At 43.1% G+C, this 25,963-nt stretch carries 22 protein-coding genes; 10 read left to right on the forward strand and 12 right to left on the reverse strand.

Features of this window, described 5'->3' with window-relative positions; translation table 11 throughout:
• The first annotated feature begins 52 nt into the window (after positions 1 to 52).
• From Q7657_RS06645 to Q7657_RS06665, 5 genes are all read left to right on the forward strand, one after another.
• Positions 53 to 1,063, forward strand: coding sequence for an ornithine carbamoyltransferase (locus tag Q7657_RS06645; protein WP_107167024.1), 1,011 nt, complete (start codon positions 53 to 55; stop codon positions 1,061 to 1,063).
• A 276-nt stretch (positions 1,064 to 1,339) separates the two neighbouring features.
• On the forward strand, positions 1,340 to 2,269 hold the full coding sequence (pyrB, locus tag Q7657_RS06650) for an aspartate carbamoyltransferase (protein WP_008989774.1): 930 nt from the start codon (positions 1,340 to 1,342) through the stop codon (positions 2,267 to 2,269).
• A gap of 15 nt (positions 2,270 to 2,284) precedes the next feature.
• On the forward strand, positions 2,285 to 2,752 hold the full coding sequence (gene pyrI / locus Q7657_RS06655; RefSeq protein WP_008989775.1) for an aspartate carbamoyltransferase regulatory subunit: 468 nt from the start codon (positions 2,285 to 2,287) through the stop codon (positions 2,750 to 2,752).
• Positions 2,753 to 3,080: 328 nt separating this feature from the next.
• Positions 3,081 to 3,518 (forward strand): arginine repressor, encoded by a 438-nt coding sequence (locus Q7657_RS06660; RefSeq protein WP_053987229.1) that lies wholly within the window; start codon positions 3,081 to 3,083, stop codon positions 3,516 to 3,518.
• A gap of 153 nt (positions 3,519 to 3,671) precedes the next feature.
• Positions 3,672 to 4,058 carry a Rid family detoxifying hydrolase gene (locus Q7657_RS06665; protein ID WP_107167025.1) on the forward strand — a complete coding sequence of 129 codons (387 nt, stop codon included), beginning with the start codon at positions 3,672 to 3,674 and terminating at the stop codon, positions 4,056 to 4,058.
• Positions 4,059 to 4,167: 109 nt separating this feature from the next.
• On the opposite strand, the gene idi is transcribed toward Q7657_RS06665, so the two are convergent.
• From idi to nudF, 8 genes are all read right to left on the reverse strand, one after another.
• Positions 4,168 to 4,692 carry an isopentenyl-diphosphate Delta-isomerase gene (gene idi / locus Q7657_RS06670; RefSeq protein WP_107167026.1) on the reverse strand — a complete coding sequence of 175 codons (525 nt, stop codon included), beginning with the start codon at positions 4,690 to 4,692 and terminating at the stop codon, positions 4,168 to 4,170.
• Between the two features lie 118 nt (positions 4,693 to 4,810).
• The gene (locus Q7657_RS06675) at positions 4,811 to 5,539 is read right to left on the reverse strand and encodes a 1-acylglycerol-3-phosphate O-acyltransferase (protein ID WP_107167027.1); all 729 of its coding nucleotides are present in this window, start codon (positions 5,537 to 5,539) and stop codon (positions 4,811 to 4,813) included.
• Between the two features lie 173 nt (positions 5,540 to 5,712).
• Entirely contained in the window at positions 5,713 to 7,992 is a 2,280-nt protein-coding gene (parC, locus tag Q7657_RS06680; RefSeq protein WP_107167028.1) for a DNA topoisomerase IV subunit A, read from the reverse strand.
• A gap of 75 nt (positions 7,993 to 8,067) precedes the next feature.
• Positions 8,068 to 9,951: a DNA topoisomerase IV subunit B gene (gene parE, locus Q7657_RS06685; protein ID WP_107167029.1), complete on the reverse strand. Its 1,884-nt coding sequence runs from the start codon at positions 9,949 to 9,951 to the stop codon at positions 8,068 to 8,070.
• Between the two features lie 217 nt (positions 9,952 to 10,168).
• Positions 10,169 to 10,750 (reverse strand): esterase YqiA, encoded by a 582-nt coding sequence (gene yqiA / locus Q7657_RS06690; RefSeq protein ID WP_107167030.1) that lies wholly within the window; start codon positions 10,748 to 10,750, stop codon positions 10,169 to 10,171.
• Positions 10,750 to 11,574, reverse strand: coding sequence for a 3',5'-cyclic-AMP phosphodiesterase (cpdA, locus tag Q7657_RS06695; protein WP_107167031.1), 825 nt, complete (start codon positions 11,572 to 11,574; stop codon positions 10,750 to 10,752). The genes yqiA and cpdA overlap by 1 nt, the downstream gene beginning before the upstream one ends.
• Positions 11,575 to 11,612: 38 nt before the next feature.
• Positions 11,613 to 12,041 (reverse strand): DUF1249 family protein, encoded by a 429-nt coding sequence (locus Q7657_RS06700; protein WP_107167032.1) that lies wholly within the window; start codon positions 12,039 to 12,041, stop codon positions 11,613 to 11,615.
• A gap of 38 nt (positions 12,042 to 12,079) precedes the next feature.
• On the reverse strand, positions 12,080 to 12,703 hold the full coding sequence (gene nudF, locus Q7657_RS06705) for an ADP-ribose diphosphatase (protein ID WP_107167033.1): 624 nt from the start codon (positions 12,701 to 12,703) through the stop codon (positions 12,080 to 12,082).
• 320 nt (positions 12,704 to 13,023) lie between these two features.
• On the opposite strand from nudF, the gene tolC reads away from it, so the two are divergent.
• On the forward strand, positions 13,024 to 14,322 hold the full coding sequence (gene tolC / locus Q7657_RS06710) for an outer membrane channel protein TolC (protein ID WP_107167034.1): 1,299 nt from the start codon (positions 13,024 to 13,026) through the stop codon (positions 14,320 to 14,322).
• 93 nt (positions 14,323 to 14,415) lie between these two features.
• On the opposite strand, the gene hldE is transcribed toward tolC, so the two are convergent.
• From hldE to Q7657_RS06725, 3 genes are all read right to left on the reverse strand, one after another.
• Positions 14,416 to 15,846, reverse strand: coding sequence for a bifunctional D-glycero-beta-D-manno-heptose-7-phosphate kinase/D-glycero-beta-D-manno-heptose 1-phosphate adenylyltransferase HldE (hldE, locus tag Q7657_RS06715; RefSeq protein WP_107167035.1), 1,431 nt, complete (start codon positions 15,844 to 15,846; stop codon positions 14,416 to 14,418).
• 78 nt (positions 15,847 to 15,924) lie between these two features.
• Complete coding sequence (glnE, locus tag Q7657_RS06720; RefSeq protein WP_107167036.1) at positions 15,925 to 18,822, reverse strand: bifunctional [glutamate--ammonia ligase]-adenylyl-L-tyrosine phosphorylase/[glutamate--ammonia-ligase] adenylyltransferase; 2,898 nt, start codon at positions 18,820 to 18,822, stop codon at positions 15,925 to 15,927.
• A 124-nt stretch (positions 18,823 to 18,946) separates the two neighbouring features.
• A complete protein-coding gene (locus Q7657_RS06725; RefSeq protein ID WP_107167037.1) occupies positions 18,947 to 20,530 on the reverse strand; it encodes a methyl-accepting chemotaxis protein in 1,584 nt (527 codons plus the stop codon).
• A 130-nt stretch (positions 20,531 to 20,660) separates the two neighbouring features.
• Between Q7657_RS06725 and Q7657_RS06730 the strand changes: the two genes are divergently transcribed.
• On the forward strand, positions 20,661 to 21,473 hold the full coding sequence (locus tag Q7657_RS06730) for an ion transporter (protein WP_107167075.1): 813 nt from the start codon (positions 20,661 to 20,663) through the stop codon (positions 21,471 to 21,473).
• A gap of 24 nt (positions 21,474 to 21,497) precedes the next feature.
• On the opposite strand, the gene Q7657_RS06735 is transcribed toward Q7657_RS06730, so the two are convergent.
• Entirely contained in the window at positions 21,498 to 23,012 is a 1,515-nt protein-coding gene (locus Q7657_RS06735; protein WP_053987211.1) for a CYTH and CHAD domain-containing protein, read from the reverse strand.
• Positions 23,013 to 23,198: 186 nt separating this feature from the next.
• Here Q7657_RS06735 and Q7657_RS06740 point away from each other — a divergent pair, with 186 nt between their 5' ends.
• The 3 genes from Q7657_RS06740 (at position 23,199) to Q7657_RS06750 (ending at position 25,913) form a co-directional block, all read left to right on the forward strand.
• Positions 23,199 to 23,879: a TIGR00153 family protein gene (locus Q7657_RS06740; protein WP_053987212.1), complete on the forward strand. Its 681-nt coding sequence runs from the start codon at positions 23,199 to 23,201 to the stop codon at positions 23,877 to 23,879.
• Between the two features lie 31 nt (positions 23,880 to 23,910).
• Positions 23,911 to 25,179, forward strand: a complete 1,269-nt coding sequence (locus Q7657_RS06745; protein ID WP_008989793.1) for an inorganic phosphate transporter — start codon at positions 23,911 to 23,913, stop codon at positions 25,177 to 25,179.
• A gap of 116 nt (positions 25,180 to 25,295) precedes the next feature.
• Positions 25,296 to 25,913: a TIGR04211 family SH3 domain-containing protein gene (locus tag Q7657_RS06750; protein WP_107167038.1), complete on the forward strand. Its 618-nt coding sequence runs from the start codon at positions 25,296 to 25,298 to the stop codon at positions 25,911 to 25,913.
• Positions 25,914 to 25,963 lie beyond the last annotated feature (50 nt).

A 25,963-nucleotide genomic window follows, 5' to 3' on the forward strand; every position in this document is an offset into this window, starting at 1 on the left:
TTACAGGTCGCATTCGATGTAAAGCAGCATAAAATGAACAGAGGGAACTCGTATGGCTTTTAATCTTCGTAACCGTAACTTCCTTAAATTACTCGATTTTACTCCTCGTGAAATTCAACACCTGCTAGAGCTCTCCGCTGAATTAAAGAAAGCGAAATATAATGGCTATGAACAGCCACGCCTGACGGGAAAAAATATTGCGCTCATTTTTGAAAAAGCATCAACGCGTACCCGTTGTGCATTTGAAGTGGCAGCATTCGATCAAGGCGCACGCGTTACATATTTAGGCCCATCGGGCTCGCAAATTGGTCACAAAGAATCGATGAAAGACACTGCGCGCGTATTGGGTCGTATATACGATGGTATTGAATACCGTGGCTTTGGTCAGTCGGTGGTTGAAGAGCTAGGGCTATACGCTGGCGTACCAGTTTGGAATGGCTTAACCGATGAATTCCACCCTACTCAAATTCTGGCAGACTTCTTAACCATGCAAGAACATGGACGTGGCAAACAGCTTCATGAAATCACCTTTGCTTATTTAGGCGATGCACGCAATAACATGGGGAACTCACTACTTGTCGGTGCGGCAAAAATGGGGATGGATATTCGCCTTGTGGCGCCAAAAGCATTTTGGCCTGAACAAGAGCTCGTCGCACAATGCCAAGCCATAGCTGCTGAAACAGGAGCGAAAATAACCCTAACAGAGAACGTGCAAGAAGGCGTACAAGGCTGTGACTTCCTCTATACTGATGTATGGGTATCAATGGGAGAAGCAAAAGAAGCTTGGGCCGAGCGTATTAAGCTGATGCTACCGTATCAAGTGAATATGGCGCTACTCAAAGCGACAGGCAACCCACATGTAAAATTCATGCACTGTTTACCCGCTTTCCATGGTGAAGACACGGTGATTGGTAAAGAATTAGCACAAGAATATCCAGAGCTTGCACAAGGTATTGAAGTCACCGATGAAGTGATTGAGTCTAAACACTCCATTGTTTTTGATGAAGCTGAAAACCGTATGCACACTATCAAAGCAGTCATGGTGGCAACATTAGGTCACTAATAACGATAGACAATTGATAGTTTTCGCAAACGCTTGCGTCACTAAAAAATGGCGGTATAATCCTTGCCAATTTGTCTAACACGAGCTAACACATGAACCTGACAATAACGTTACTAACAACTTATCGTCACCGCTTTTTCACGAAGGTTCGTGTTTCTATTTTTTCAAAAAAAGCCTCCTTTTATTAAGGAGGCTTTTTTTTGTCTGGAAATCGGCAAATAGCACGGTTTGACCGTTTATTAGCGTTATTTATTTTTATTTTGAGGGAAAGAAGCCATGGCTAATTCGCTGTTTAAAAAGCATATTATTTCCATCCCAGAACTAAGCCGCGCCGAGCTTGAACTAATTATCCAAACCGCTGGACAATTAAAAGCTGAGCCAAATCCGGAATTGCTAAAAAACAAAGTTATTGCAAGTTGCTTCTTTGAACCTTCAACCCGTACTCGCCTGTCTTTTGAAACGGCAGTTCAACGCCTTGGCGGTACAGTGGTAGGTTTTGATACCGCAGGCAATACTTCGCTTGCCAATAAAGGTGAAACCCTGTCTGATTCCGTTCAAGTGATCACCTCTTATGTTGATGCCTTTGTCATGCGTCACCCTCAAGAAGGTGCGGCACGTTTAGCCTCTGAGTTCTCAAATGGTACGCCTGTGATCAATGGCGGTGATGGGGCAAACCAACACCCAACACAAACCCTGTTAGATTTGTTCACCATCTATGAAACCCAAGGTACGCTAGATAATATCAACATCGCTTTTGTCGGTGACTTGAAATATGGCCGTACCGTGCACTCTCTAACCCAAGCACTATCTAAATTTGATAACGTGAAGTTCTTCTTTATCGCCCCAGAAGTACTCGCAATGCCTGATTATATCTGTGAAGAATTAGATGATGCGGGTATCGCTTACAGCTTGCATAGCGATATGGAAGATGTGATCCCAGAGCTCGATATCCTTTACATGACTCGCGTCCAGAAAGAGCGCTTTGACGAATCCGAGTACGCACATATGAAAGCAGCTTACATCTTAACGGCGAAGATGCTTGAAGGTGCACGTGATAACTTAAAAGTGCTACACCCTCTACCACGTGTCGATGAAATTACGGTAGATGTCGATAAAACCAAACATGCTTACTTCTTCCAGCAAGCAGAGAACGGTGTTTACGCACGTCAGGCACTATTAGCCCTAGTTCTTAACGAAACTTTATAAGCAGGAGCGATGATCATGTCAAAAGAAACCCAACTTAAAGTTGAAGCCATCAAAAACGGCACTGTTATCGACCATATTCCTGCTCACGTAGGTATCAAGGTGCTAAAACTGTTTAGCATGGATAATTCAAACCAACGTGTGACTATTGGTCTGAATTTGCCTTCGTCAGCACTTGGTGCCAAAGATCTAATCAAGATCGAAAACGTCTTTATCAATGAAGATCAAGCGAACCAGCTGGCGTTATACGCGCCGAAAGCAACAGTCAATCAAATTGAAAACTATGAAGTGGTGAAGAAACTGAACTTATCACTGCCAGATTTTATCAGTGCGGTATTTAAATGCCCGAACACGAACTGTATTTCCCACGGCGAGCCTGTCGATAGTGGTTTTAAAGTATTAACCAAAAAAGCGGACATTCAGCTGAAATGTAAATACTGCGAAAAAGTCTTCTCTCGCGAAATCGTGACCGAGTGTGGTGCTTAACCTCAGTCAATTCTTTTGCCTGCTATGCAAACCGTCATAGCAGGCAATTCATTACATATCATCAATGAGCTTACCACACCATCAACACCTATCTGAAAATCAGTATTAACACTACACATCAATACGTTATGCTAATCACTGTTTAGTGATAACCATCAAGTTTCTTATTCTCCTTAATTGATACCATTTTATTCCTCAAAGGTATTCCCTTTCTTTTGCTTTGCGTCTTACTAGCACAGCCGCACCCAATAACAATAAATACAAGGAGCTGTCCGTGACTGGGCATGAATTCCCTAACGCTATTTCCTGTCATTTCAACGATGAAGATATGACAGCTGCCTGTAAACGGCTATTACAAAAACAAAGCTTTTCCACTCAAGATGATATTCGCCATTCATTAGCTGAACTTGGCTTTGAAGATATTAGTCAATCTACGGTGTCGCGCCTTTTGGCAAAGCTTAAAATCATTAAAGTGCCCAATGCTTACGGCAAAAGAGTTTACTGCTTAACCGAAAGTACAGAGCCTGCACACCTGCACGCTGCAATTTCATCGCAAATAGAATCAGTTACCCATAATCAACTACTCGTGGTGGTAAAAACACGTCCAGGTTGTGCACAACTGGTTGCTAGGATCATCGATCTTCATCCTCATACTACGGTTTTAGGCACTATTGCTGGTAATGACACCATTATGGTTGCACCTCACGATATTCAGCAGATCGGAGAATGTGAAGCCGCAGTCTGTCAATGTCTAGGCTTACGATAAAAACCTCGATTGCAGCTTGAATATCTATTACTTTGTCCCCATAACTGTAACAATATCGGTGACATGCTTAGCATGAATCCACTGTTTACCTATATTTGCTCTCGTTGTATTTACACCGTATGAGCACAACCTGACAATAAGTAAGGAAAAACAATGACTAAGGTTCTTCACACAGAGCAAGCTCCTGCTGCAATCGGTCCATACGTACAAGGTGTTGATCTTGGCAACATGGTACTAACTTCAGGTCAGATTCCTGTAAATCCAACAACAGGTGAAGTGCCTGAAAATATCGCAGCACAAGCACGTCAATCTTTAGATAACGTTAAAGCAGTGGTTGAGTCTTCAGGTCTACAAGTTTCAGATATCGTGAAAATGACGGTTTTCGTTAAAGATCTTAACGATTTCGCAGCAGTTAACGAAGTTTACGGTAACTTCTTCGACGAGCACAATGCACCATACCCTGCACGTTCTTGTGTTGAAGTTGCACGTCTACCAAAAGATGTGAAAATCGAGATCGAAGCTATCGCTGTTCGTAAATAATCTCGTATTGATGGTGCACGATTAAACTCATCTGCACCAGAAAACAGATATAAAAAAAGCTGCCAAGGTGAACGCCTTGGCAGCTTTTTTATTGTGCGCTATTGATGGCTTATTTAATTGCAAAAGCAAATACTTGGCTAAACCATGCGGTAAATAACTCAGGCTGTGATTCTAAAGTTTGCTTAATGTCTTCTTCTTGCCACCAGCGATAATCCATCACTTCATCAGGATTAGGTACAACGCTGATCTCGCCAGTATCAGCTACTAAGACATGATCAAGCTCATGCTCAAACAGTTGATTATCAAGCGTTGCGTGATAGCAAAAGTGACCAATATCGGCTAAAGCTCGAACCTCAGTGATACCCATCTCTTCAGCTAACCGACGAATACCTGCTTGCTCTATCGATTCATGCTGACGAGGGTGAGAGCAACAAGTATTGGTCCACAAACCACCGCTGTGGTATTTGTGCATTGCACGTTGTTGTAGCAAATATTCTCGACCTGAAGGGGTATCACGGTACAACAGTACCGAAAAGGCCAAGTGCAACGCGCCCTCTTTATGCGCTGCCATTTTTTCTTGCAAGCCTTGGAATTCACCTTGGCTATCAACCAAGATCACATACTCTTCCGTCATTATTCTTTTTCTTCTGTTAGCTATGATTCCCTGTATCTTCAGGGTAATAAAATAAAACAAGGACATGTCATCAACATGTCCTTGTTCATTAAAACTTGGTGTTCTCTAATATTATATTTTAGTGCTTGTTACGCTCATTCGCTTCAGCATTTAGCTCGGCTAGCTTCTCTGCCATTAAATCATGACAACGAGTTGATAAGCTGCGAACATCATCTTTGCTTAAGCCATCTGTTGAAACAGGCTTCATTACTTCAACGATCACTACACCATTGTCCCAACGATTTAAGCTAACATTATCTGTAGAGCTACAAACGATAGGCACAACAGGAACATTGGCACCGATAGCAGCATGGAAAGCACCCGTTTTAAATGGCAGTAAGCCACGACCACGCGAGCGTGTACCTTCAGGGAACATCCACACTGATACTTTATTTTGTTTGATCTTCTCAACCACTTGGCTAATGGTGCTCACAGCCTTACTGCGATTAGCACGATCAATTAAGATGTTACCTGTGATCCAATATAGCTGACCAAATAAAGGGATCCACACAAGGCTTTTTTTACCTACCGTCACGGTACGTGGCATGATTGCACCAGATACTGTGAATAAGTCGTAGTTATTCTGATGGTTAGCAATGTATACCGCAGAGCCTAGTTCTTCAGCTGCATCATCGGCGTAACGGATCTCTAATTTGATCCCAAGTACGCGTGACATCTTGCTAAATAAGCGTCCAAACGTATAAACGTGTTTAGGGTTACGTGGGCTTAATAAACAGTAACCACAGCCACCGATAAACATTACGATGGCAAAAATTGCGACAGCAAAAATCCGCAATAGAAAAATCATTTTAGCTCTCCTCAGCGTACAAGCGTTCGCTAGTATACTCAGCATAAGAGAAAATACACGCTTTATGTGTACGCTTTACCCATTAATTACAATAATGTTAATGGTAAAAACAGGGATAAATAACACAAAAAAAGCCCTCATAAGAGGGCTTTATATATTCATAAACGCAATCTTTAAGCGTCAGTATCTGAATCAGAACTAGCGTCTTTCGGTGAGTCAATTTCCATACGTGTTACACGTTGTAAGCCACGCGGTAACATTGAACCACGACGACCACGCTCACCACGGAAGTTATCTAAATCCGCAGGTTTTAAGCACAGCTTACGCTTACCTGCATGCAATGTGACATGGGTATCTGCACCAATCACCGCAAGATAAGACAAGAACTCTTCTCGAGCTTTGGCACGTGCCGATGGAATATTGATGATCTTGTTACCCTTACCTTTACCCAGCTGTGGTAAATCTTTAATTGGGAACAATAACATACGACCTTCATTAGTGATCGCTAAGATCTCGTCGTTATCAATATTATCAACAGGCTGAGGCGGTAATACGGCAGCATTTTCAGGTACAGTTAATAAGGCTTTACCGCTCTTATTCTTCGATACCATATCCGTACTCTTACAGATGAAGCCGTAACCTGCATCCGATGCCATTAACCATAGTTGATCATCTTCTGCCATCAACACTTGGCGCATATTTGTGCCCGGTGTTAAGTTCAAGCGACCTGTAATTGGCTCACCTTGGCTACGTGCTGACGGTAAACTATGAGATTCTAACGCATAGCTTCGACCATCAGATCCTAGGAAAATAGCTGGCTGATTACTCTTACCTCGAGCATGTGCAAGATAGTTATCACCAGACTTGTAGCTTAACGTGGTTGGATCAACCTCATGACCTTTCGCATGGCGGATCCAGCCTTTGTCAGACAGTACAACAGTGATCGCTTCACTTGGGATTAAATCACGCTCAGTCAGTGCTTTTGCTTCTTCACGCTCAACAAGCGGTGAACGACGCGCATCACCGTACTTTTCAGCATCTGATAGAATTTCTTTTTTGATCAGGGTATTTAGACGACGCTCAGAGCCTAATAGCTTCTCTAGCTGCTCACGCTCTTTAGAAAGTTCGTCTTGCTCACCACGGATCTTGATCTCTTCCAGTTTCGCTAACTGACGCAGTTTGATTTCTAAAATCGCATCAGCTTGAATCGCAGATAAATCAAAACGTGACATTAACTCGGCTTTTGGATCATCTTCACTACGGATGATTTCAATCACTTCATCAATGTTTAAGTATGCTGCTAGTAAACCTTCTAAGATATGTAAGCGAGCAATCACTTTATCTAAACGGTATTGCAGACGACGACGCACAGTAGTACGACGGTACTCTAACCATTCAGCAATGATTTGTACTAACCCTTTTACTTGCGGACGACCATCAAGACCAAGCATGTTCAGGTTGGCACGGAAGCTCTTTTCTAAATCTGTTGAAGCAAACAGGTGATTCATCAACTGCTCGCAATCAATACGGTTAGAGCGTGGCACAATCACGATACGAGTGGGATTTTCATGATCAGATTCATCACGAAGATCTTCCACCATTGGCAATTTCTTCGCACGCATTTGGCTGGCGATTTGCTCAAGTAATTTCGCACCAGATGTTTGGTGTGGCAGCGCAGTGATAACAATATCACCGTTCTCTTTATGCCAAACTGCACGCATCTTAATGCTACCACGACCGCTCTTGTAGACTTTCTTCAAGTCCGCTTTCGAAGTAATGATTTCTGCTTCTGTTGGGTAATCAGGACCTTGAACAAACTCCATCAGCGCATCAAGATCCGCTTTTGGATTGTCAATCATATGTACTGCCGCATTTGCCACTTCACGGGCATTATGCGGTGGGATATCTGTCGCCATACCAACGGCAATACCTGTCACGCCATTAAGCAAAATATGCGGCAGACGTGCTGGCAACATCTTTGGTTCTTGCATGGTACCGTCAAAGTTCGGTACCCAATCAGCCGTACCTTGACCTAGCTCAGAAAGCAGCACTTCAGAAAAACGAGACAAGCGTGACTCGGTATAACGCATCGCTGCAAATGATTTCGGATCATCAGGAGCACCCCAGTTACCTTGACCGTCAACCAGTGGGTAACGGTAAGAGAACGGCTGCGCCATCAATACCATGGCTTCGTAACAAGCTGAATCACCGTGTGGGTGGTATTTACCTAATACGTCACCGACGGTACGAGCAGATTTTTTATATTTTGCTGTCGCACTTAAACCCAGTTCTGACATCGCATAAACAATACGACGTTGTACTGGTTTTAAACCATCACCGATAAACGGCAAGGCACGATCCATGATCACGTACATGGAGTAATTTAAATAAGCGTCTTCAGTAAACTTCCTTAGTGGAAGCTGTTCAACGCCATCCATTGAGACATCTGTCATCGTAAGATAATCCGTCTTTAATTTTGCTTATCCGCAAGCCATCGCCTGCGGATGAAATAGAGTAGAAAAAGCTGCTTATACTTCAGCCATATCGCCTTTGCTTTGTAACCAATGACGACGATCTTCGGCACGCTTTTTACCTAAAAGCATATCCATCATTTCGTTCGTTTCACTGTCATCATCAATGGTCAGCTGGACTAAGCGGCGAGTGTTTGGATCCATGGTCGTTTCACGCAGCTGCAATGGGTTCATCTCACCCAGACCTTTAAATCGCTGTACGTTCACTTTGCCACGTTTGCCTTTTAAGCGATCTAAAATGCCGTTTTTCTCAGCTTCATCAAGGGCGTAGTACACTTCTTTACCCAAGTCGATACGGTACAGTGGCGGCATTGCAATAAACACGTGACCGGCACGTACTAGCGCTTCAAAGTGCTTCATAAATAGCGCACAAAGTAGGGTTGCGATATGAAGACCATCGGAGTCCGCATCGGCAAGCACACAGATCTTACCGTAACGTAAGCCGCTTAAATCATCGCTATCCGGATCAATACCTAACGCTACCGAAATATCATGGACTTCTTGTGATGCCAGTACCTGATCTGCTGACACTTCCCATGTGTTTAGGATCTTACCGCGAAGTGGCATGATCGCTTGATACATACGATCACGTGCTTGTTTCGCAGAACCACCTGCCGAGTCACCCTCTACTAGGAATAATTCGGTGCGGTTGAGATCTTGTTGTGAACAGTCAGCCAATTTACCTGGCAATGCTGGGCCTGAAGCGATCTTCTTACGGACAACCTTTTTGCTAGCTCGCATACGACGATGGGCATTAGCAATACACACTTCTGCCAGTTGTTCAGCCAGTTGTGGGCGCTCGTTTAACCATAGACTAAAGGCATCTTTCACCACACCTGAAACAAATGCAGCACATTGACGTGACGATAAACGCTCTTTGGTTTGACCTGCAAATTGCGGATCTTGGATTTTTACTGATAGTACGTAAGCACAGCGATCCCAGATATCATCCGCAGTTAGCTTTACACCACGTGGTAATAAATTGCGGAATTCACAGAATTCACGCATCGCATCAAGCAAGCCCTGACGCAGACCATTAACGTGGGTACCACCTTGGGCAGTAGGAATAAGGTTAACGTAACTTTCAGTGATCAGTTCACCACCTTCAGGTAGCCACAATAGTGCCCAGTCAGCCGCTTCCGTTTGTGCGCTAAATACGCCTGTAAATGGCTCTTCTGGCAGTAAGGTATAACCTTTAACACCTTCCGCAAGGTAATCTTTCAGGCCATCTTCATAGCACCAACGAATAGTTTCATCAGTGATCTTATTAGTGAAAACAATCTCTAAACCCGGGCATAGTACTGCCTTAGCTTTAAGATTGCTCTTAAGGCGAGAGACTGAGAATTTTGCGCTATCGAAGTATTTCGCATCCGGCCAGAAATGAACACGAGTACCTTTCGCACGACGACCACAAGTACCAATGACTTCAAGTTCAGACACTTTATCGCCATTTTCAAAGGCAATTTGATAAATCTGACCATCACGTTTTACTGTGACTTCAACACGCTTAGAAAGGGCGTTTACAACCGAGATACCAACACCGTGTAGACCACCTGAGAATTGGTAGTTTTTACCAGAGAATTTACCACCGGCGTGTAGCTTACATAAGATCAGCTCAACCCCTGATACCCCCTCTTCAGGGTGAATATCAACAGGCATACCACGACCATCATCGACAACTTCTAACGATTGATCGGCATGTAGGATCACTTCAACTTTACGGGCATGTCCAGCCAATGCTTCATCGACACTGTTATCGATAACTTCTTGACCTAAATGGTTAGGTCTCGCCGTGTCGGTATACATACCGGGACGGCGGCGTACTGGCTCAAGGCCATTAAGAACCTCAATGGCTCCAGCGTTATAGCTTTGATCTGTCATATCACTGAAATTTACGGGAAAATTTTGAAAATAATAGTCAGTAACCCAGCCTTATATGTCAAGTTCTGGGAAACATTAAGGCTCACGACTGTGAGTTCTGACGCGCTTATCAATAAGCACATCAGGGTGAATATGTTTTAGAAATACAAACAATGATAGAGAGTATATAGTGACTCTCCTCTGCTAGCGAATGCTAAACATGGCATTATTGCCGCTGTTATAAATCTAAGAATTGGATGATGGCAGCAGGAAATCGTTCAAAATTAACGAAACTATGATCGCCATTCGGCTCAATAGTGAGCTTAGATTGTGCGTATTTGGTGACAGCTTGGCGATAATCTAGCACTTCATCGGCTTCTTGCAGCAATACCCACAAGCGTTCTGGATCGGTGATCGTTTCGACATCAAGTTGCTGCAGTTGTGCCATGTGCTCTGGCACTAGCACATACTCTTCACCACTGTATGGGTTTTGCTGAGATCCTAGATAATCAGCCAACAACTCATAAGGTTTAACGGCAGGGTTCACCAGTACTGCTGGCACATCAAATCGCTCACTCAGCCATGTACACAAGTATCCACCGAGTGAACTCCCCACTAAACCAATCTTGTTATCGCCATCTTTTAAGCTCTCCATAAGCTGCGTTAAATACTCAGCAGCATCATTAGGATAGCTTGGCAGTTGCGGCATCACGAGCTGAATATCAGGACGATGTGCAGCACAATACTCTGCCATTTGTAAGGCTTTTAATGATTGTGGCGAGCTATTAAAGCCATGAAGATAAACAAGAACCGATTGCATTAATAACCTGCGGCATCAAAGGTAGGTTTAAACTGATCACCGTCAAGGCGGTGAACATGAGTGATAACGTCGCCTGTCGACGTTAATTCTAAATAACGCCAACCTGGATTTTCTTGGTCTAACGCAAAATCATCTGAGTCTGGCAGAAATTGAATACACGTTGATGGCGTCGCAAGTACTCGTACCCCACGATACATACGATCGAGCTCTTGGTGAATATGCCCACAAAGGATCGCTTTAACCTGAGGATGCTTTTCAATCACTTCCCATAATGTATCATTATTGTGTAATTGATGCTGATCGAGCCATGCACTGCCCGCAGGTAACGGATGATGATGCAATAGCACTAATGCATGACGTTCTGGGTATTGCGATAACGCGTTATCAAGGAGCGATAATTGCGCTTGAGATAATTGACCGTGCGGAACACCAACCACTTGGCTATCCAATAGGATCATTTGCCAATGTTCGCCCACTAAGACTTGTTCACAAGGCTTAATCTGTTCTGATGGTAAAACAGATGCCATAGTTGGCTGGTAATCATGATTGCCCGGTAACCAAAAACAAGGCTGTGACCAGCGAGCAATGCCCGTGGCAAATTCTTGATAAGATTCAGGCGTATGATCTTGAGAAATATCACCCGTTGCAACAATGGCATCAAATTCACGTGCAACCGTATCTACCGCATCTAACACGGCATGAAAACTCTTTTGCGTTGCCACACCAAGTAATGCACCTGATTCATTGGCAAACAAATGGGTATCTGTAATTTGAAGAAGAACCACACTTTCAGGGTTCAACTGAGGCAGCAAATAAGTCTGCAAAACGTCAAAAACCTTGTCTTTAAATCAATCAAATATAATTAGCAAACAGATTGGTTACTGATCCCATGGCGTAAACAATGGTTCAACCAATCGCCTAAAAAACGATTTACTTGATGTTTCTCATCTTTCTGATGCATACGCAAGTTAGGATAATCATATATTGGCTTTAATCGAGAAATCTGCTGCGCAGAACACACTTCTGCGACTTTAGCATCATGATAAAGCCTGATCGTTAACGAAGGAGAAAGATAATCAGCAACAGATTGCTCCCCTTGTAACTCAAGAGAAATCATCGTGGTATAGCGTGTTGATTCAATGATTTTTAGGCAATACACATCATCACACACTCGATAAAACCTTTCATCCCCCACCGTATCACTACGCGGTAATAACGGGAGCAACTTAGCATAATTGGTTTCATACAAGCGCATCAAGCTTGATAAATCAACAGAATACCGAGAGTTCAAAGATAAAATCCTTTAGGTCATTACGACCTTTTGTTTGCCTATTTTTGCAGGCGTGAATAATGAAGCTGTAACCATTGTAATGCAATAATAGTGGCTGCATTTTCAATTTTACCAGATTCTACCCACTCATAGGCTTGTTCACGCGATACTACGTGCACTCGAATATCTTCACTCTCTTCAGCTAGGCCATGAATACCACTCGCTTGCGTGCTATCCACGGTTCCAACAAAAATATCGAGCATTTCAGAGCAGCCACCAGAACTTGATAAGTAACGTGTGACTTTTTCTATTGCTGAAACCGTTAAGCCAGCTTCTTCCACTGCTTCGCGCTTTACGACATCTTCGGCCGATTCGTCTTGGTGATCGATCATGCCTGCAACAATTTCTAACTGCCAAGGTGCACAATCAGCTGCCATTGCGCCAATACGAAATTGCTCAATTAATACCACTTCATCAGTAATAGGATCATAAGGCAACAATGCTGCTGCATGTCCACGCTCAAACATTTCACGACTTACCTCACCGCTCCAACCACCTGCAAAAAGCTTATGGCGAAAACGGTATTTCACCATTTTAAAGAAACCTTGATAAACCGTTTCTTTGGCAACGATATCGACATCTTCCATACCGAATGATTGCGGTTTTTCTAAGTGCTGAGACATGATGTTTCCCTAAATAAATTCAGTGCGCCAAGTCGCAATAATTAACTTACAGCCTAAAAAAGCAGAGAAGATTGACTATCTTTTCATTCAATTGCCTTATCAGCAATGATTTACTTCAACAAATTTGATAAATCTTACACCTTTTTTTAAGCCTCATCGTGTATTGTATAATTCACAAGCAGCATAAATGAAAAATAAACCGTTTTATTTACGTAAATATTTGCAATGATCAGTTTCAAGCAAGGCTCGTTAAGGTAAACTACACCTTGTACTTTTATATTTAGCTTCCATTTTTGTCAGCAAGACCAGGAAAGGCATCCATGAAAAAATTGCTTCCAATCGTTATTAGCCTTGCATTTGGCTCACTCAGTCAATCAGCGCTAGCCGAGGATCTCGCACAGATTTATCAGCAAGCGAAACAAAATGATCCACAACTGCTTAAAGCTGCGGCAGATAAAGATGCGGCGTTTGAAGCAATTAACTCTTCTCGCAGTGCGCTACTACCACAAATTAATTTAACTGCGGGTTACGATACTTTCCATTTAGATGCGAAAAATGCCAGCAAAAATGGTTTCAATGCTGGTATTGGTCTAACTCAATCACTATATAACCGTGCTAGTTGGGTTGGCTTAGATATTTCAGAAAAGCAAGCACGCCAAAGTGATGCTGTTTATGCAGTACAACAACAAGGTTTGATCCTTCGCGTTTCAGAAGCTTACTTTAATGTGCTAAAAGCAAAAGATGACTTAAAATTCGTTGAAGCTGAAAAAGCAGCGGTAGGTCGTCAATTAGAGCAAGTAAAACAACGCTTTGAAGTGGGTCTATCTGCTATTACTGACGTTCATGATGCACAAGCACAATACGATAGCGTATTGGCTAATGTAATCATCAAACAAAATGAAGTGGCAAATAGCTACGAAGCACTACGTGAAATCACAGGTCAAGATTACACATCAATTGACACTTTGAACACCAAGACATTTGCAGCAAGTAAATTACCACAATCTGCAGATTCTTTAGTGAAAACAGCACAAACAGAGAACCTAACCCTATTAGCTTCTCGCATTGGTCAAGATATTGCGCGTGAAAACATTTCACTAGCAGACTCAGGTCACTTACCAACATTATCGTTCACGACTGGCTACAGCTACAACGATACCACTAAAGCACCAGGCATGCCGGATGAAGGCGCACTAACTGCCGGTATTAAGATGGAGCTACCTGTTTACAGTGGCGGTAACACCACATCAAAAGTTAAACAGGCACAATATGGCTATGTTGCAGCCAGTGAATCACTGGAAGGTGAATACCGTACAGTGGTAAAAGATGTACGTAACTACTACAACAACATCAATGCACAAATTGGTGCTATTCACGCTTACCAACAGTCTGTGATTTCTGCAAAATCTGCATTAGAAGCAACAGAAGCCGGTTTCGATGTAGGTACACGTACCATTGTTGACGTATTAGACTCAACTCGTCGTCTATACCAAGCAAATAGCCAATTAGCGAATGCACGTTATGATTACATTCTTGCTCAACTACAGCTAAAACAAGCAGTAGGTACACTAAGTGAGCAAGATATCGTTGATATCAACAAAGGCTTAGTACAAAACTAATACTTTGTTTAACCAACACCAAAAACAAAAAAGCGCCTCTCGGCGCTTTTTTATTATCTGCGGTTTTGCTACTAAGCAATCATGATCAACGTATTAACCACGTCCACCACGGATCGCTTCAATAATTTTAGTGGTTGAGCAACCATCTTCAAAGTTCAGCACCAGTACTTGACCACCCGCAGCAATCACTTCTTTACCACCAGCAATGTCTTCAGGCTTATAATCACCACCTTTAACAAGAATGCTTGGTAGCACTTCACTGATCAAACGTTGTGGGGTTTGCTCGGTAAATGGTACTACCCAATCAACCGCACCAAGACCTGCTAACACAGCCATACGACGATCTTCTGGGTTTACTGGACGACCAGGACCTTTTAACTCTTTCACCGAACTATCAGAGTTCACAGCGACAATTAAACGATCGCCTAATTTCGCCGCTTCAGTTAAATATGCTACATGCCCAGCATGCAAAATATCAAAACAACCGTTCGTCATGACCACTGTTTCACCACGAGCACGTGCCGCTTTTACCGCTTGAATTAACTGAGGCTCAGAAATCACACCATAGCCGCTGTCTTGACTACCATGGATCGCATTGGTTAGCTCAATCGTAGATAGTGTAGATGTACCTAGTTTACCCACTACAACACCAGCTGCTGCATTCGCTAACTTACAACAATCAGATAACGATTTACCTGCAGCTAGAGAAGCGGCGAGCACAGAAATTACCGTATCACCCGCACCTGTTACGTCATACACTTCTTGTGCCTGCGTTGGCATGTGTAGTGGCTCTTGGCCTTTTTGTAGTAACGTCATACCGTGCTCTGAGCGAGTCACTAACAGCGCATCAAAATCAAATTTATCAATCAGGCTTAGGCCTTTCTCAACTAAATCTTCATCTGATGTTACTTTACCCACCACCGCTTCAAATTCAGATAAATTTGGAGTTAATAAGGTGGCACCACGGTAACGTTCAAAATCAGAACCTTTCGGATCGATTAAAACAGGTACGTTAGCTTCACGTGCTAATTGGATCATGCTTTGTACATGCTCTAACGCGCCTTTTGCATAATCCGATAAAATCACTGCTTTCACATCTGCCAGTGACTGCTTCATACGCGCTAACATTGGCGCAGGATCAACGTTATGGAAACCCTCTTCAAAGTCTAAACGGATCAACTGCTGACCACGACTCATCACACGTAGCTTAGTAATCGTTGGGTATTCTGGAAGCGACACAAAATCACAAAAAACATTCAGTGATGACAGTTTTTCCGTTAACGCTTTTGCTGGCTCATCAATACCGGTTAAACCTACCAATTTAGCGTGACCACCCAAGGCTGCAATATTCATTGCAACGTTAGCTGCACCGCCCGGGCGTTCTTCTATCTGATCAACCTTTACAACAGGTACAGGTGCTTCTGGTGAAATACGACCTGTTGGTCCTGTCCAGTAACGATCTAACATGACATCACCAACAATCAACACACCTGCTTGGTTATAATCAGGAAGGGTCAGTTTCATTTTTTTCTCCGGGAATGTGAAAACGCTCAAATACTAGCATAAACCAAAATTAAGATGCATCAGGACTATGTTATTCCGTTAATTATCATCACTATTGGGTGAGATTAAGAGCTTTTGCCAAATATCACTGACGTTTTGACGTAAATCAGCAAATTGTGTTTCAGGTACATAAGCATCTAGCCCTAATAGATTCAGCTTATGAATTTCATCTCGCATCTCACAATATGCCTGTTGCAATAGTTTGGCATCTTCCGCTGACAACAACTCACACTGCGCCATGGATGAGAAAATACGAATATTGTCTGACCAACGAGTCACCTCTGGCTTATCCGCAGCATGAGCCAGCACTAAATACTGTGCGATAAACTCAATATCTGTAATTCCGCCTTTGTCTTGTTTTAAACCAAACATCTCTGTTTTTTTCTGACCTAAGTGCTCACGCATCTTGACTCGCATCTCAGCAACCGCTATCGCCAGTTTCTCTGAATCACGAGATGCTGATAACACCTGTAAACGTACGGCTTCAAACGCTTGTTTTAATGGCATATCACCATAAACCATACGCGCACGAACTAACGCTTGGTGCTCCCATGTCCATGCTTCTTGCTGCTGATAATCAGCAAATGCACTCACAGTGCTGACAAGTAAGCCCGATGCACCAGATGGACGCAATCGCATATCAACCTCATACAACACGCCTGATGCGGTGCGAGTAGAGAACAAATGAATGATGCGTTGGGCTAAGCGTAAGTAAAATTGACGTCCATCGATTTCCTTACGACCATTGGTATAAATGTTATCAGGGCAATCATGCATAAACACCAGATCCAGATCTGAACCATAACCTAACTCCCAACCGCCAACTTTACCGTAACCAACAACGCCAAAGCCTTTGCCATCACGATCAACTAAATGGCTCGGCTCACCATATTTTTCAGCCATTTGTAACCAAGCTTGATTGACGACAGCAGCAATAATCGCTTCTGCTAAATAAGTTAAGTGATCGCTCACTTTCATTACTGGCAATACACCAGCAATATCAGCGGCTGCAATGCGTAATAACTGGATTTGCTTGAACTGACGGATCGCTTCCATCTGCTGCTCCATATCCTCTTCTGGAATACGAGCGAGATACTCACGTAATTCATCTTCGTAACAAGTCAGCTCGGTTGGCTTATACAAATGCTGAGGATCGAGTAATTCATCTAACAGTAATGGATATTGCGCTAATTGATCGGCAACCATAGGACTTGCTGCGCACAAACGGATCAGCTGTTTTAACGCCGCAGGGTGTTCAACTAATAACTCTAAATACGTAGTACGAGTAGCAATACGGATGATCAGTTTAGTTAAACGCGGCAATAACTGAATTGCATCATCACGGGTAACCACTTGCGATAACACTTCCGGCATCAAGCGTGCCATGACTTCACGTCCACGAGGGCCTAACGTACGCTTCGACAATTCCGCCTTAAAACCAATTAAATGCTCGGCTAATTCAACGGATGCTGCTGTATTTAGCTCAGATAAAATAGCCACTGATACTTCATAATTAAGTACCATTGCCCATAATTCATGGTATTGCGCATCTACTTCGACTTGTTCATCTTGCTCATCTGCACCAATGATCAGCTCGAATACTTGATGAATTTCACGCATATGGTGATCAACTGCATCAAGTAATGCAGCCCAATCTTGATACCCCATCGCACAAGCTAAGCGTTCTTGATCAAGCACTTTCTCTGGCAACGTCTGCGTTTGTTTATCATCAATAGCTTGTAGCAAGTTCTCTAAACGACGTAAGAAACAGTAACCTTGCTCCAATGCTGTCACTTCTTGCTGTGACAATAATTCAAGCTCTCGAATAGCCGTAAGCGTCGGTAGCAGACCTCGTCCACGCAAGCTAGGTTCACGTCCACCACGGATCAACTGGAACGACTGAGCAATAAACTCCACTTCACGAATGCCGCCCGCCCCCAGTTTAATGTTATTACTAAGTCCACGACGTCTAACTTCACTACTGATCATCGCTTTCATTCGACGCAAAGCTTGCACTGCACTAAAGTCGATATAGCGACGGAACACAAAGGGACGCAGCATCTGACGCAATTCTTGGTACTGAGTAAAGCTCTCACGCCCCATCACCCTTGCTTTGATCATCGCATAGCGTTCCCAGTCACGTCCCTGCTCTTGGTAGTAATCTTCCAGTGCCGCATAACTCATCACTAAAGGGCCACTATCACCAAACGGACGTAAACGCATATCAACGCGGTAACAGAAACCATCAAAGGTTTGCTGATCGAGCGCTTTAATCAGTTTCTGACCCAATCGAGTAAAAAATTGTGCATTAGCTAACGATCGGCGCCCGCCTTGGGTTTCACCATTCTCTGGATAGGTAAAGATCAAATCGATATCAGAAGAAAAGTTAAGCTCGCCACCGCCTAGTTTTCCCATGCCAAGCACTAGCATAGGCTGCGCTTCACCTTGCGCATTCGTCGGCGTCCCCCAATCAGCACAACATTGACGATATAGCCAATGGTAAGCTTCCATGATCAAGGCTTCTGCTAACTGCGATAACGCTTCTAAACTCTGCTCTAAAGGCACAGTGTTAGCAAAGTCATGCCAAGCAATTAAACACATTTGACGACGACGAAACTGTCTTAAAACACGCATCAATCCGGCTTCATCAGTGATCTTAGCTAATTGCTCAACTAACAATTGGCGATAGCAAACAGGCTCGTATTCGTGACGATGGGTTAGCATCCAACTTAACCACTCAGGATCCTTGATCAGTGACGCTGAAATAAAGTCACTCAACCCAAGGATTGAACGTAATTCCTCACGATCTTGACCTTGCCATTGAGCCAATACGTCAGGATGGTGTTCAGCTAGTTTTTCTATAGCAAGATCAGCTGCATCCGTCACAGCAGAAAAAGAAGAAATAGTCGGAAAAAGAGTGGGCGTTTCGACAGTCATGTGCTTTCCTTGAACAAGTAACCTGACAGAATTTGTTCTACCTTAGCATAGAAAAACGCCCATCAAATGATGGGCGTAATAATTTTATAAGTTATATAACATTGAGTAACTTAACAGCGGTTTACTACACTTGAAATGCCTTGATTTTATGTTCTAAATCATTGGCATGTTGATGCATGGTATCAGATGTTTCTGCCAGCTCCGTGACCACAACAACCGAGGCTTCCACCAACTCTCGCACATTAGTTAGATTCTGGTTCATTTCATCAGCAACCGCGGTTTGTTGCTCTGCCGCTGATGCAATATGGAAATTCATATCGTTAATAAGTTGCACTTGCGCCACGATCTTTTCTAATTCATCGCCAGCGCTAGTGACTAAATCAACCCCTTCCGCCGCTTCTTCTACACTTTGCTCCATCAAACCAACCGCTTGTTGCGCACTTTGCTGTAGCTGGCTGATCATATCTTGAATTTCAACCGTTGCGGTTTGTGTTCGCTGTGCCAAATTACGTACTTCATCAGCAACTACAGCAAAACCACGCCCAGCATCGCCCGCACGTGCTGCTTCAATAGCTGCATTTAACGCAAGTAGGTTGGTTTGCTCTGAAATACTTTGAATTGTCACAATCACTGAACCAATCTTCTCTACCCGCTCTTCGACTTGATTCACCGCATCTGCTGATTGACGAATATCATTAGAAAGCTGATCAATTGTACCCATGGTTTTACGTACGAATTCTTGTCCTTGTGTCGCTTGCTCTGAGGTACCAACCGTAGCATCAGAGGCTTGGCGAGCATGCTCTGCGACAGTTTGTACGGTTGATGTCATTTCAGACATGGCAGAAGCTAATTGATCTATTTCAGCAAACTCTTCCTGAGCCGATGATTTGGTTTCCACCATGCTGATAGACATGATATCCGATAAGCTTGATAGCTCACTTGCCGCTGCGCGTTGAGCCAATAATACTTCTTGTAATTGCAGCCGCGTTTTTTCTAACTCACGGGCTAAATCACCGAACTCATCATTACAACCCATAATGATAGGCTCTACTAAATTACGTTGAGCCAGCTTTTGAATACTTTGCTTTAAATAGTCTATTTGACGCAACATCACACGCGACCCGCCAAGTAATAACACCATAAAAGCAATGATCATCACCCCGGTTTGCCATGCGATTTGCCATAAGTATTGATGGTAATAAGCCTTTGCAACATCACTGGATTGTGACCCCACAACAAGCAAACCTAATTGAGGTAAAACTTCAGCATATTCAAAGCGCCCTTTTGACAACGTAATTGGAGAAGACGAGGTTAAATTGTTCAATAACGTTGATAGCGGCTGATTGCTCTCTGTTTCAGCATTTAATTGCGTTAGTTTTGTCGCTTGTGGGTGACCAAATACCTTGCCCGTTTTGGGTTCTAGCACATAAACATAAGCATCTTGTGCAGTTGTCAAAGATGAGGAAGCTAGCGCATCATGGTTTACCCCTGCTTGCAGCATCGCTTTTAATTGGTGGGCATGAGAGATAGCAAGCTCTTTCGCTCTATCTTGTTGAACCTGTAATACAGCAGAATAAAACGTTTGTGCATCCCATAACTGCTTACCAATCAACAAGACAGTACTAAACACCATCAATAAGATAAGTTTGGGTACTAGCCGAATATTGGTTAATCCTTTTTCCCATGGTGTTACTGTCATAATTGCCATGTACTACCTCCGGATTGCACTTCCTCATACCTAGCCAAAATGTGAAAGAGAAAACACAATAAAATATGAATAAATTTGTTATTGTTTGTTCAATAGCACTATATCGGCAAAGGCAATAAAGACCTTAATGATGAAAGTAATAGATGACGAAAAACATGAGCTACATCCCATGAGCTTGATGGCTGTCGTGCTTTCTATAGCATCACTAGCCTTAGTAACTGCCACGCTTTTTCTAAATAAAAATGAACCGACTTTTCATATATTCTTAGCCATTGATACTTTCATCTGCCTGATCTTTTGGTGCCAATTACTCTTTGATTTATCAAGAAGTTCCTCGAAGTCAGCCTATCTAAAGCAGCATTGGCCAGACTTCATTGCGAGCATTCCAGCCATCGAGCCTTTGCGCTTTATGCGCATACTTCAAGTGCTGCGCGTTTTCCGTTTACTCCGATCGAGTAAGCAGATTTACTTCCAAATGCTCAATAACCGCCGCGAAACAACATTAGCATCCATTTTCTTACTACTGACGGTACTCATTACTATCGGCGCAACCTCTATCTTATTTGTTGAAGGTCAGGTGGAGAATGCCAATATTCACACCGCAGGCGATGCGTTATGGTGGGTCTTTGTTACCATCTCGACAGTTGGCTATGGTGATTATTATCCAGTTACAACACTTGGTCGGATCATCGCGATAGGGATCATTATTTGTGGGGTAGGTTTATTTGGTATGGTGGCCGGCTTGATCAGCTCCGTCATTTCTGATCCTCAACATGAGAAAGCACAGCAAGAAAAAGAACATCGAAAGGAATGGCGTGAAATGCTCGCTAACCAACAAGTGCTACTTGCTCGGCTAGAGCGCCTAGAAACCAAGTTAGATCAGCTATCACAGATAGAAAACAAGAGCCAACAGAGACAAAAAAGCCCAACTAAGCAGTCCTAGTTGGGCTTTTAAAAGCAAGTTTGATTAAGGCCAATATGGCGCTAATTCAATACTCATCTTTCGCGTTTGATCCATTGCATGGATCAGAGATTCATTCTGACGTTGTAGCCATTTTTCAATCTGCAATAAATCTTCACCTTCAAATGAAGTTAGCAGTTGGCGAATAGGCTCAAGTGCCGATAAATCTTCAATACCTTGTAATAAATCAAACCAAGGCATACGGAAAACTTTACGCAATTCAGGTTCATAAAGCTCCGCAAAAGATAAACCGCACATCAGATTACGCTGGAGACGGGATTTCTGATCAATATAATCAGAACGTGTCAATTGACGCTCTGCTGGAAAAACTTCGAGTAGCTCACTCCAAGAGCGAGATAATACGTTATCCGCAAAAGGCTTTACTTCACCTAATAACTTAGCGCGCGCTTTATCATCAAGGAATGGTTGCCAACCTCGACTTAAAATCCAACGACTTAAATCAAGTAATAACCCACAGTAACGAGCAGAGTTCATCAGACGCAACATGTCTTCGCCATCTGGCAATTGCTCATAACGGGCTTCTAGTTGAGTCTGAAGTGCTTTTCGAGCATTAAGCTTACGCAGTACATAAGACTTATCTTCCGTTAGCTCAGCAATACTGTTCGCTTCTTCAAGCCATGACAGTTCACCTTCTAACCACTGCAGCTCTTGACGTAATAACGCACTCGCTCGACGAGGGATAATACCGCCGAAGGTTGCAAAGGTTTGACGAAGCAGACTTAGCGATTGGGAAATTTGTACCAACGCTTGTTGATCTTGGCGCTCAGTATAAATTTGCTCATGGTATAACCAATGCTCTAACGCGTGTTCTAACGTTTTTATAAACGTTGATTCAACCGTATCTTGCTCTGTCGTTGCAACATTCTCTAATGGCTTAACGGGATCGCCTTGATAATCTGCTGCTAGGCGGTAGCCACGGGCCGCTTTGCTTAGATTACCTAATCGCATACCACCGTTAGCACAAAGTTCACGTGCAAGGGTAAATAAGGCATCGGTTTGACCCGATTTTAATTCTAATTCCACTTCGCAAATCGGTGATGATTTACCATTAGCATGTACTTCACCATGATCGAAGGCCAATTCAATTTGGCTACCATCAGGCATAGCAACCAACCATTGTTGGCGTGTGAAATCGGTAGAGAATAACGGTTTGATCTGTTGCTGAACCGCTGCAACATCAAAATGGTCTGGCCATGCATCAGCAGGATGCAATGACAAAGTAGGTGCATCACCATCAATTTCTACATTATATTCAGGGCGCTGGTGTAAACCGGCAACAACCCTGCCTGCAGTTTTTAATGTTTGCACAGAAACATCATCAAAACGACGAACCCTAAGGCCAATATCATTTTGACGCAATATTTGGTCTGGCGTATCGAAGTAAGTATTACCTAATTCTCGACTACTCTGCTGCAGAATTTTCGCTTCCGTTATTTTGCTTAATAACTGGCTTGAAAATTCCGGTGAGACGATAAACTTCAGTTCTATCTCGGTTTCCATAGTTATACCTATAAACAGTGGCAATCCAAGGATATTTGCTTATGCGCTTAAGGGCAAGTCAGAAATATCGATAAAACCTTGATCAAAATTAGTTCCACTATACTCACATATACGTTAACATGCGCGCTTCAATGACCATCGCTCAAGATTTAGCCTTTATTAGGGCGCTCTCTAGGTTGATCGGCTATGCCAGTAAATACAATTATGGGGCTCTTTGCAAAATCCCCAATCAAACCGCTACAACGTCATGTTACTCGCGTAAATGAATGTTGTGACTTGCTTATCCCGTTCTTCGAAGCATGTAATGCTGGAGACTGGGAAAAGGCGGCCGTTTTACGCGAACAGATCTCGCAACTTGAAAAAGATGCGGATGTGCTTAAGCGTGAGATCCGTCTAAAGCTTCCTCGTGGTCTTTTCATGCCAGTAGATCGTACTGACATGCTTGGACTGTTAACCCAGCAGGATAAACTAGCAAACCTCTCTAAAGATATCGCAGGTCGTGTCTTAGGTCGTAAGCTAAAAATCCCTGCAGTCATGTACCCAGACTTTGTTGCTTATGTTCAACGTTGTTTAGACGCGGCTGATCAAGCTCGTCGTGTGATCAACGAATTAGATGAGTTATTAGAGACTGGTTTCAAAGGCAGAGAAGTGACGCTTGTTGCCGAAATGATCAATCAGCTAGATGTTATCGAAGATGATACTGATTCTATGCAGATTGCATTGCGCCAACAACTTATGTCCATCGAAGACCAACACAGCCCGGTGGATGTCATGTTCCTGTACAAGATTCTCGAGTGGGTAGGCGCTATTGCTGATCAAGCACAGCGTGTTGGCTCACGTTTAGAAATTATGCTTTCGCGTTCTTAATAACGAGAATTAACAAAAACAAGGTTTTACAATGGAAATCCTGGCTAACTACGGCACTCTGATTATTGGAGTGGCAGCTATTTTTGGTCTTTTGATGGCGATTGGTATTGGTGCGAATGACGTTGCTAATGCCATGGGTACTTCAGTTGGTTCAAAAGCGTTAACAGTGAAACAAGCGATCATCATTGCGATGATTTTTGAATTTGCAGGCGCTTACCTTGCAGGTGGTGAAGTCACCGATACTATCCGTAAGGGTGTTATCGAAACCTCACTGTATGCAGGCCATCCTGAAACACTCGTTTACGGCATGATGTCAGCACTTCTTGCTGCTGGTACATGGCTACTTCTCGCTTCTTATATGGGCTGGCCAGTATCAACAACTCACTCAATCATCGGTGCTATCATCGGTTTCGCGTGTGTGTCTGTTGGTACCAATGCAGTGGATTGGCACTCAATCCAAGGTATTGTTGGTAGCTGGTTAATTACACCTCTTATCGCAGGTATTTTTGCTTACCTCATCTTTATCAGCGCACAAAAGTTAATTTTTGACACTGATACACCGCTTATAAATGCAAAGCGCTTTGTTCCTATGTACATGTTTATCACTGCGATGGTCATTGCATTGGTAACAATTAAGAAAGGTCTAAAGCACGTAGGTTTGCATCTAACAAATGGTGAAGCATGGGTAGCATCACTTGTAGTATCACTTATCGTGATGGTTGCAGGTTACTTCTACATTCAACGTAAATATACTGATGACGGCTCTTCTGTTGATAGCAACGGTTATGCTGGCGTAGAAAGCGTATTTAGCGTGTTGATGGTTGTAACAGCATGTGCAATGGCATTTGCTCATGGTTCAAATGACGTTGCCAATGCGATTGGTCCTCTATCTGCGATTGTTTCTACAATCGAACATTCAGGTCAAATCGCAGCACAAAGTGAAATTGCATGGTGGATCCTTCCACTTGGCGGTATCGGTATTGTTATCGGTCTAGCAACGCTTGGTCATAAAGTAATGGCTACCGTAGGTACAGGTATTACAGAGTTAACACCAAGCCGTGGTTTCGCTGCTCAGTTAGCAACTGCATCAACGGTTGTTTTAGCATCAGGTACAGGCTTACCTATCTCAACCACACAAACACTAGTAGGTGCGGTTTTAGGTGTTGGTTTTGCTCGTGGTATCGCTGCACTAAATCTAGGTGTTGTTCGTAACATCGTTGCATCATGGGTTGTTACCCTGCCAGCAGGTGCGCTACTTGCTGTCATTTTCTTCTACATTATGCAAGCCGTATTTGGTTAAATAGTGGCACAGGTTCAAAAGAGGGAGGCTTAGCCTCCCTCTTTTCTTGCACCTTCCTTCCAAAATTCTTACTATCAACGACCTTAACAAAATTAAGACTCCCCAAGGATCAGATTGTGAAGTACCTCATTAGTCTTTGTTTACTTATTTGTGCTGCTGTTGCGCCAGTAGCAAATGCAGGACAGGTTCGTTATATCTCAGACAACCTATTCACCTACATGCATTCAGGTCCCGGCACACAGTACCGTATTATCGGTAGCGTTGATGCTGGTACTAAAGTTACCCTACTTAGCTCAAATAAAGCAGCTGGCTTTACTCAAATCACCGATGATCGTGGTCGTAGTGGTTGGGTTGATTCAAAGTTTGTTTCTAATGAAATGGGCCTTAAAGAGCGTGTGCCAGCACTGCAAACCGAATTAACGGAAGTAAAAGCAAAATTAGCAGAAGCGCTAACATCAAGCGATACGCAAAATGCAGGTCTAAAAAACACCTTAGCGCAACGTAACAGTCAAATTAACGATCTAGAAACGCGTAATAACAAACTACAAAGCGAGTTATCATCATCTCAAGATGAAATTCGTGAACTACGCGCTAAAATCGATACCCAAAAAGATGATCTACTAATGAAGTGGTTCACTTACGGTGGTTTAGTGGCTGGTGCAGGTCTTCTATTTGGTCTTGTGCTTCCACACATTATCCCACGTCGTCGCAAGCGTAATAACGGCTGGGCATAATCCTAATAGACTCAGATCTATAACGTTTGATCAAAAAAGGCAGCCACAGC

It is taken from the genome of Candidatus Photobacterium acropomis (genome assembly GCF_030685555.1).
Taxonomy (GTDB): Bacteria; Pseudomonadota; Gammaproteobacteria; order Enterobacterales; family Vibrionaceae; genus Photobacterium; species Photobacterium lucens.

Excerpts from the sequence above, each read along its gene's own strand:
- Q7657_RS06645 (WP_107167024.1), top strand. The coding sequence starts at position 53 with ATGGCTTTTAATCTTCGTAACCGTAACTTCCTTAAATTACTCGATTTT.
- pyrB (WP_008989774.1), top strand. The coding sequence starts at position 1,340 with ATGGCTAATTCGCTGTTTAAAAAGCATATTATTTCCATCCCAGAACTA.
- pyrI (WP_008989775.1), top strand. The coding sequence starts at position 2,285 with ATGTCAAAAGAAACCCAACTTAAAGTTGAAGCCATCAAAAACGGCACT.
- Q7657_RS06660 (WP_053987229.1), top strand. The coding sequence starts at position 3,081 with ATGACAGCTGCCTGTAAACGGCTATTACAAAAACAAAGCTTTTCCACT.
- Q7657_RS06665 (WP_107167025.1), top strand. The coding sequence starts at position 3,672 with ATGACTAAGGTTCTTCACACAGAGCAAGCTCCTGCTGCAATCGGTCCA.
- idi (WP_107167026.1), bottom strand. The coding sequence starts at position 4,692 with ATGACGGAAGAGTATGTGATCTTGGTTGATAGCCAAGGTGAATTCCAA.
- Q7657_RS06675 (WP_107167027.1), bottom strand. The coding sequence starts at position 5,539 with ATGATTTTTCTATTGCGGATTTTTGCTGTCGCAATTTTTGCCATCGTA.
- parC (WP_107167028.1), bottom strand. The coding sequence starts at position 7,992 with ATGACAGATGTCTCAATGGATGGCGTTGAACAGCTTCCACTAAGGAAG.
- parE (WP_107167029.1), bottom strand. The coding sequence starts at position 9,951 with ATGACAGATCAAAGCTATAACGCTGGAGCCATTGAGGTTCTTAATGGC.
- yqiA (WP_107167030.1), bottom strand. The coding sequence starts at position 10,750 with ATGCAATCGGTTCTTGTTTATCTTCATGGCTTTAATAGCTCGCCACAA.
- nudF (WP_107167033.1), bottom strand. The coding sequence starts at position 12,703 with ATGTCTCAGCACTTAGAAAAACCGCAATCATTCGGTATGGAAGATGTC.
- tolC (WP_107167034.1), top strand. The coding sequence starts at position 13,024 with ATGAAAAAATTGCTTCCAATCGTTATTAGCCTTGCATTTGGCTCACTC.
- hldE (WP_107167035.1), bottom strand. The coding sequence starts at position 15,846 with ATGAAACTGACCCTTCCTGATTATAACCAAGCAGGTGTGTTGATTGTT.
- glnE (WP_107167036.1), bottom strand. The coding sequence starts at position 18,822 with ATGACTGTCGAAACGCCCACTCTTTTTCCGACTATTTCTTCTTTTTCT.
- Q7657_RS06725 (WP_107167037.1), bottom strand. The coding sequence starts at position 20,530 with ATGGCAATTATGACAGTAACACCATGGGAAAAAGGATTAACCAATATT.
- Q7657_RS06730 (WP_107167075.1), top strand. The coding sequence starts at position 20,661 with ATGAAAGTAATAGATGACGAAAAACATGAGCTACATCCCATGAGCTTG.
- Q7657_RS06735 (WP_053987211.1), bottom strand. The coding sequence starts at position 23,012 with ATGGAAACCGAGATAGAACTGAAGTTTATCGTCTCACCGGAATTTTCA.
- Q7657_RS06740 (WP_053987212.1), top strand. The coding sequence starts at position 23,199 with ATGCCAGTAAATACAATTATGGGGCTCTTTGCAAAATCCCCAATCAAA.
- Q7657_RS06745 (WP_008989793.1), top strand. The coding sequence starts at position 23,911 with ATGGAAATCCTGGCTAACTACGGCACTCTGATTATTGGAGTGGCAGCT.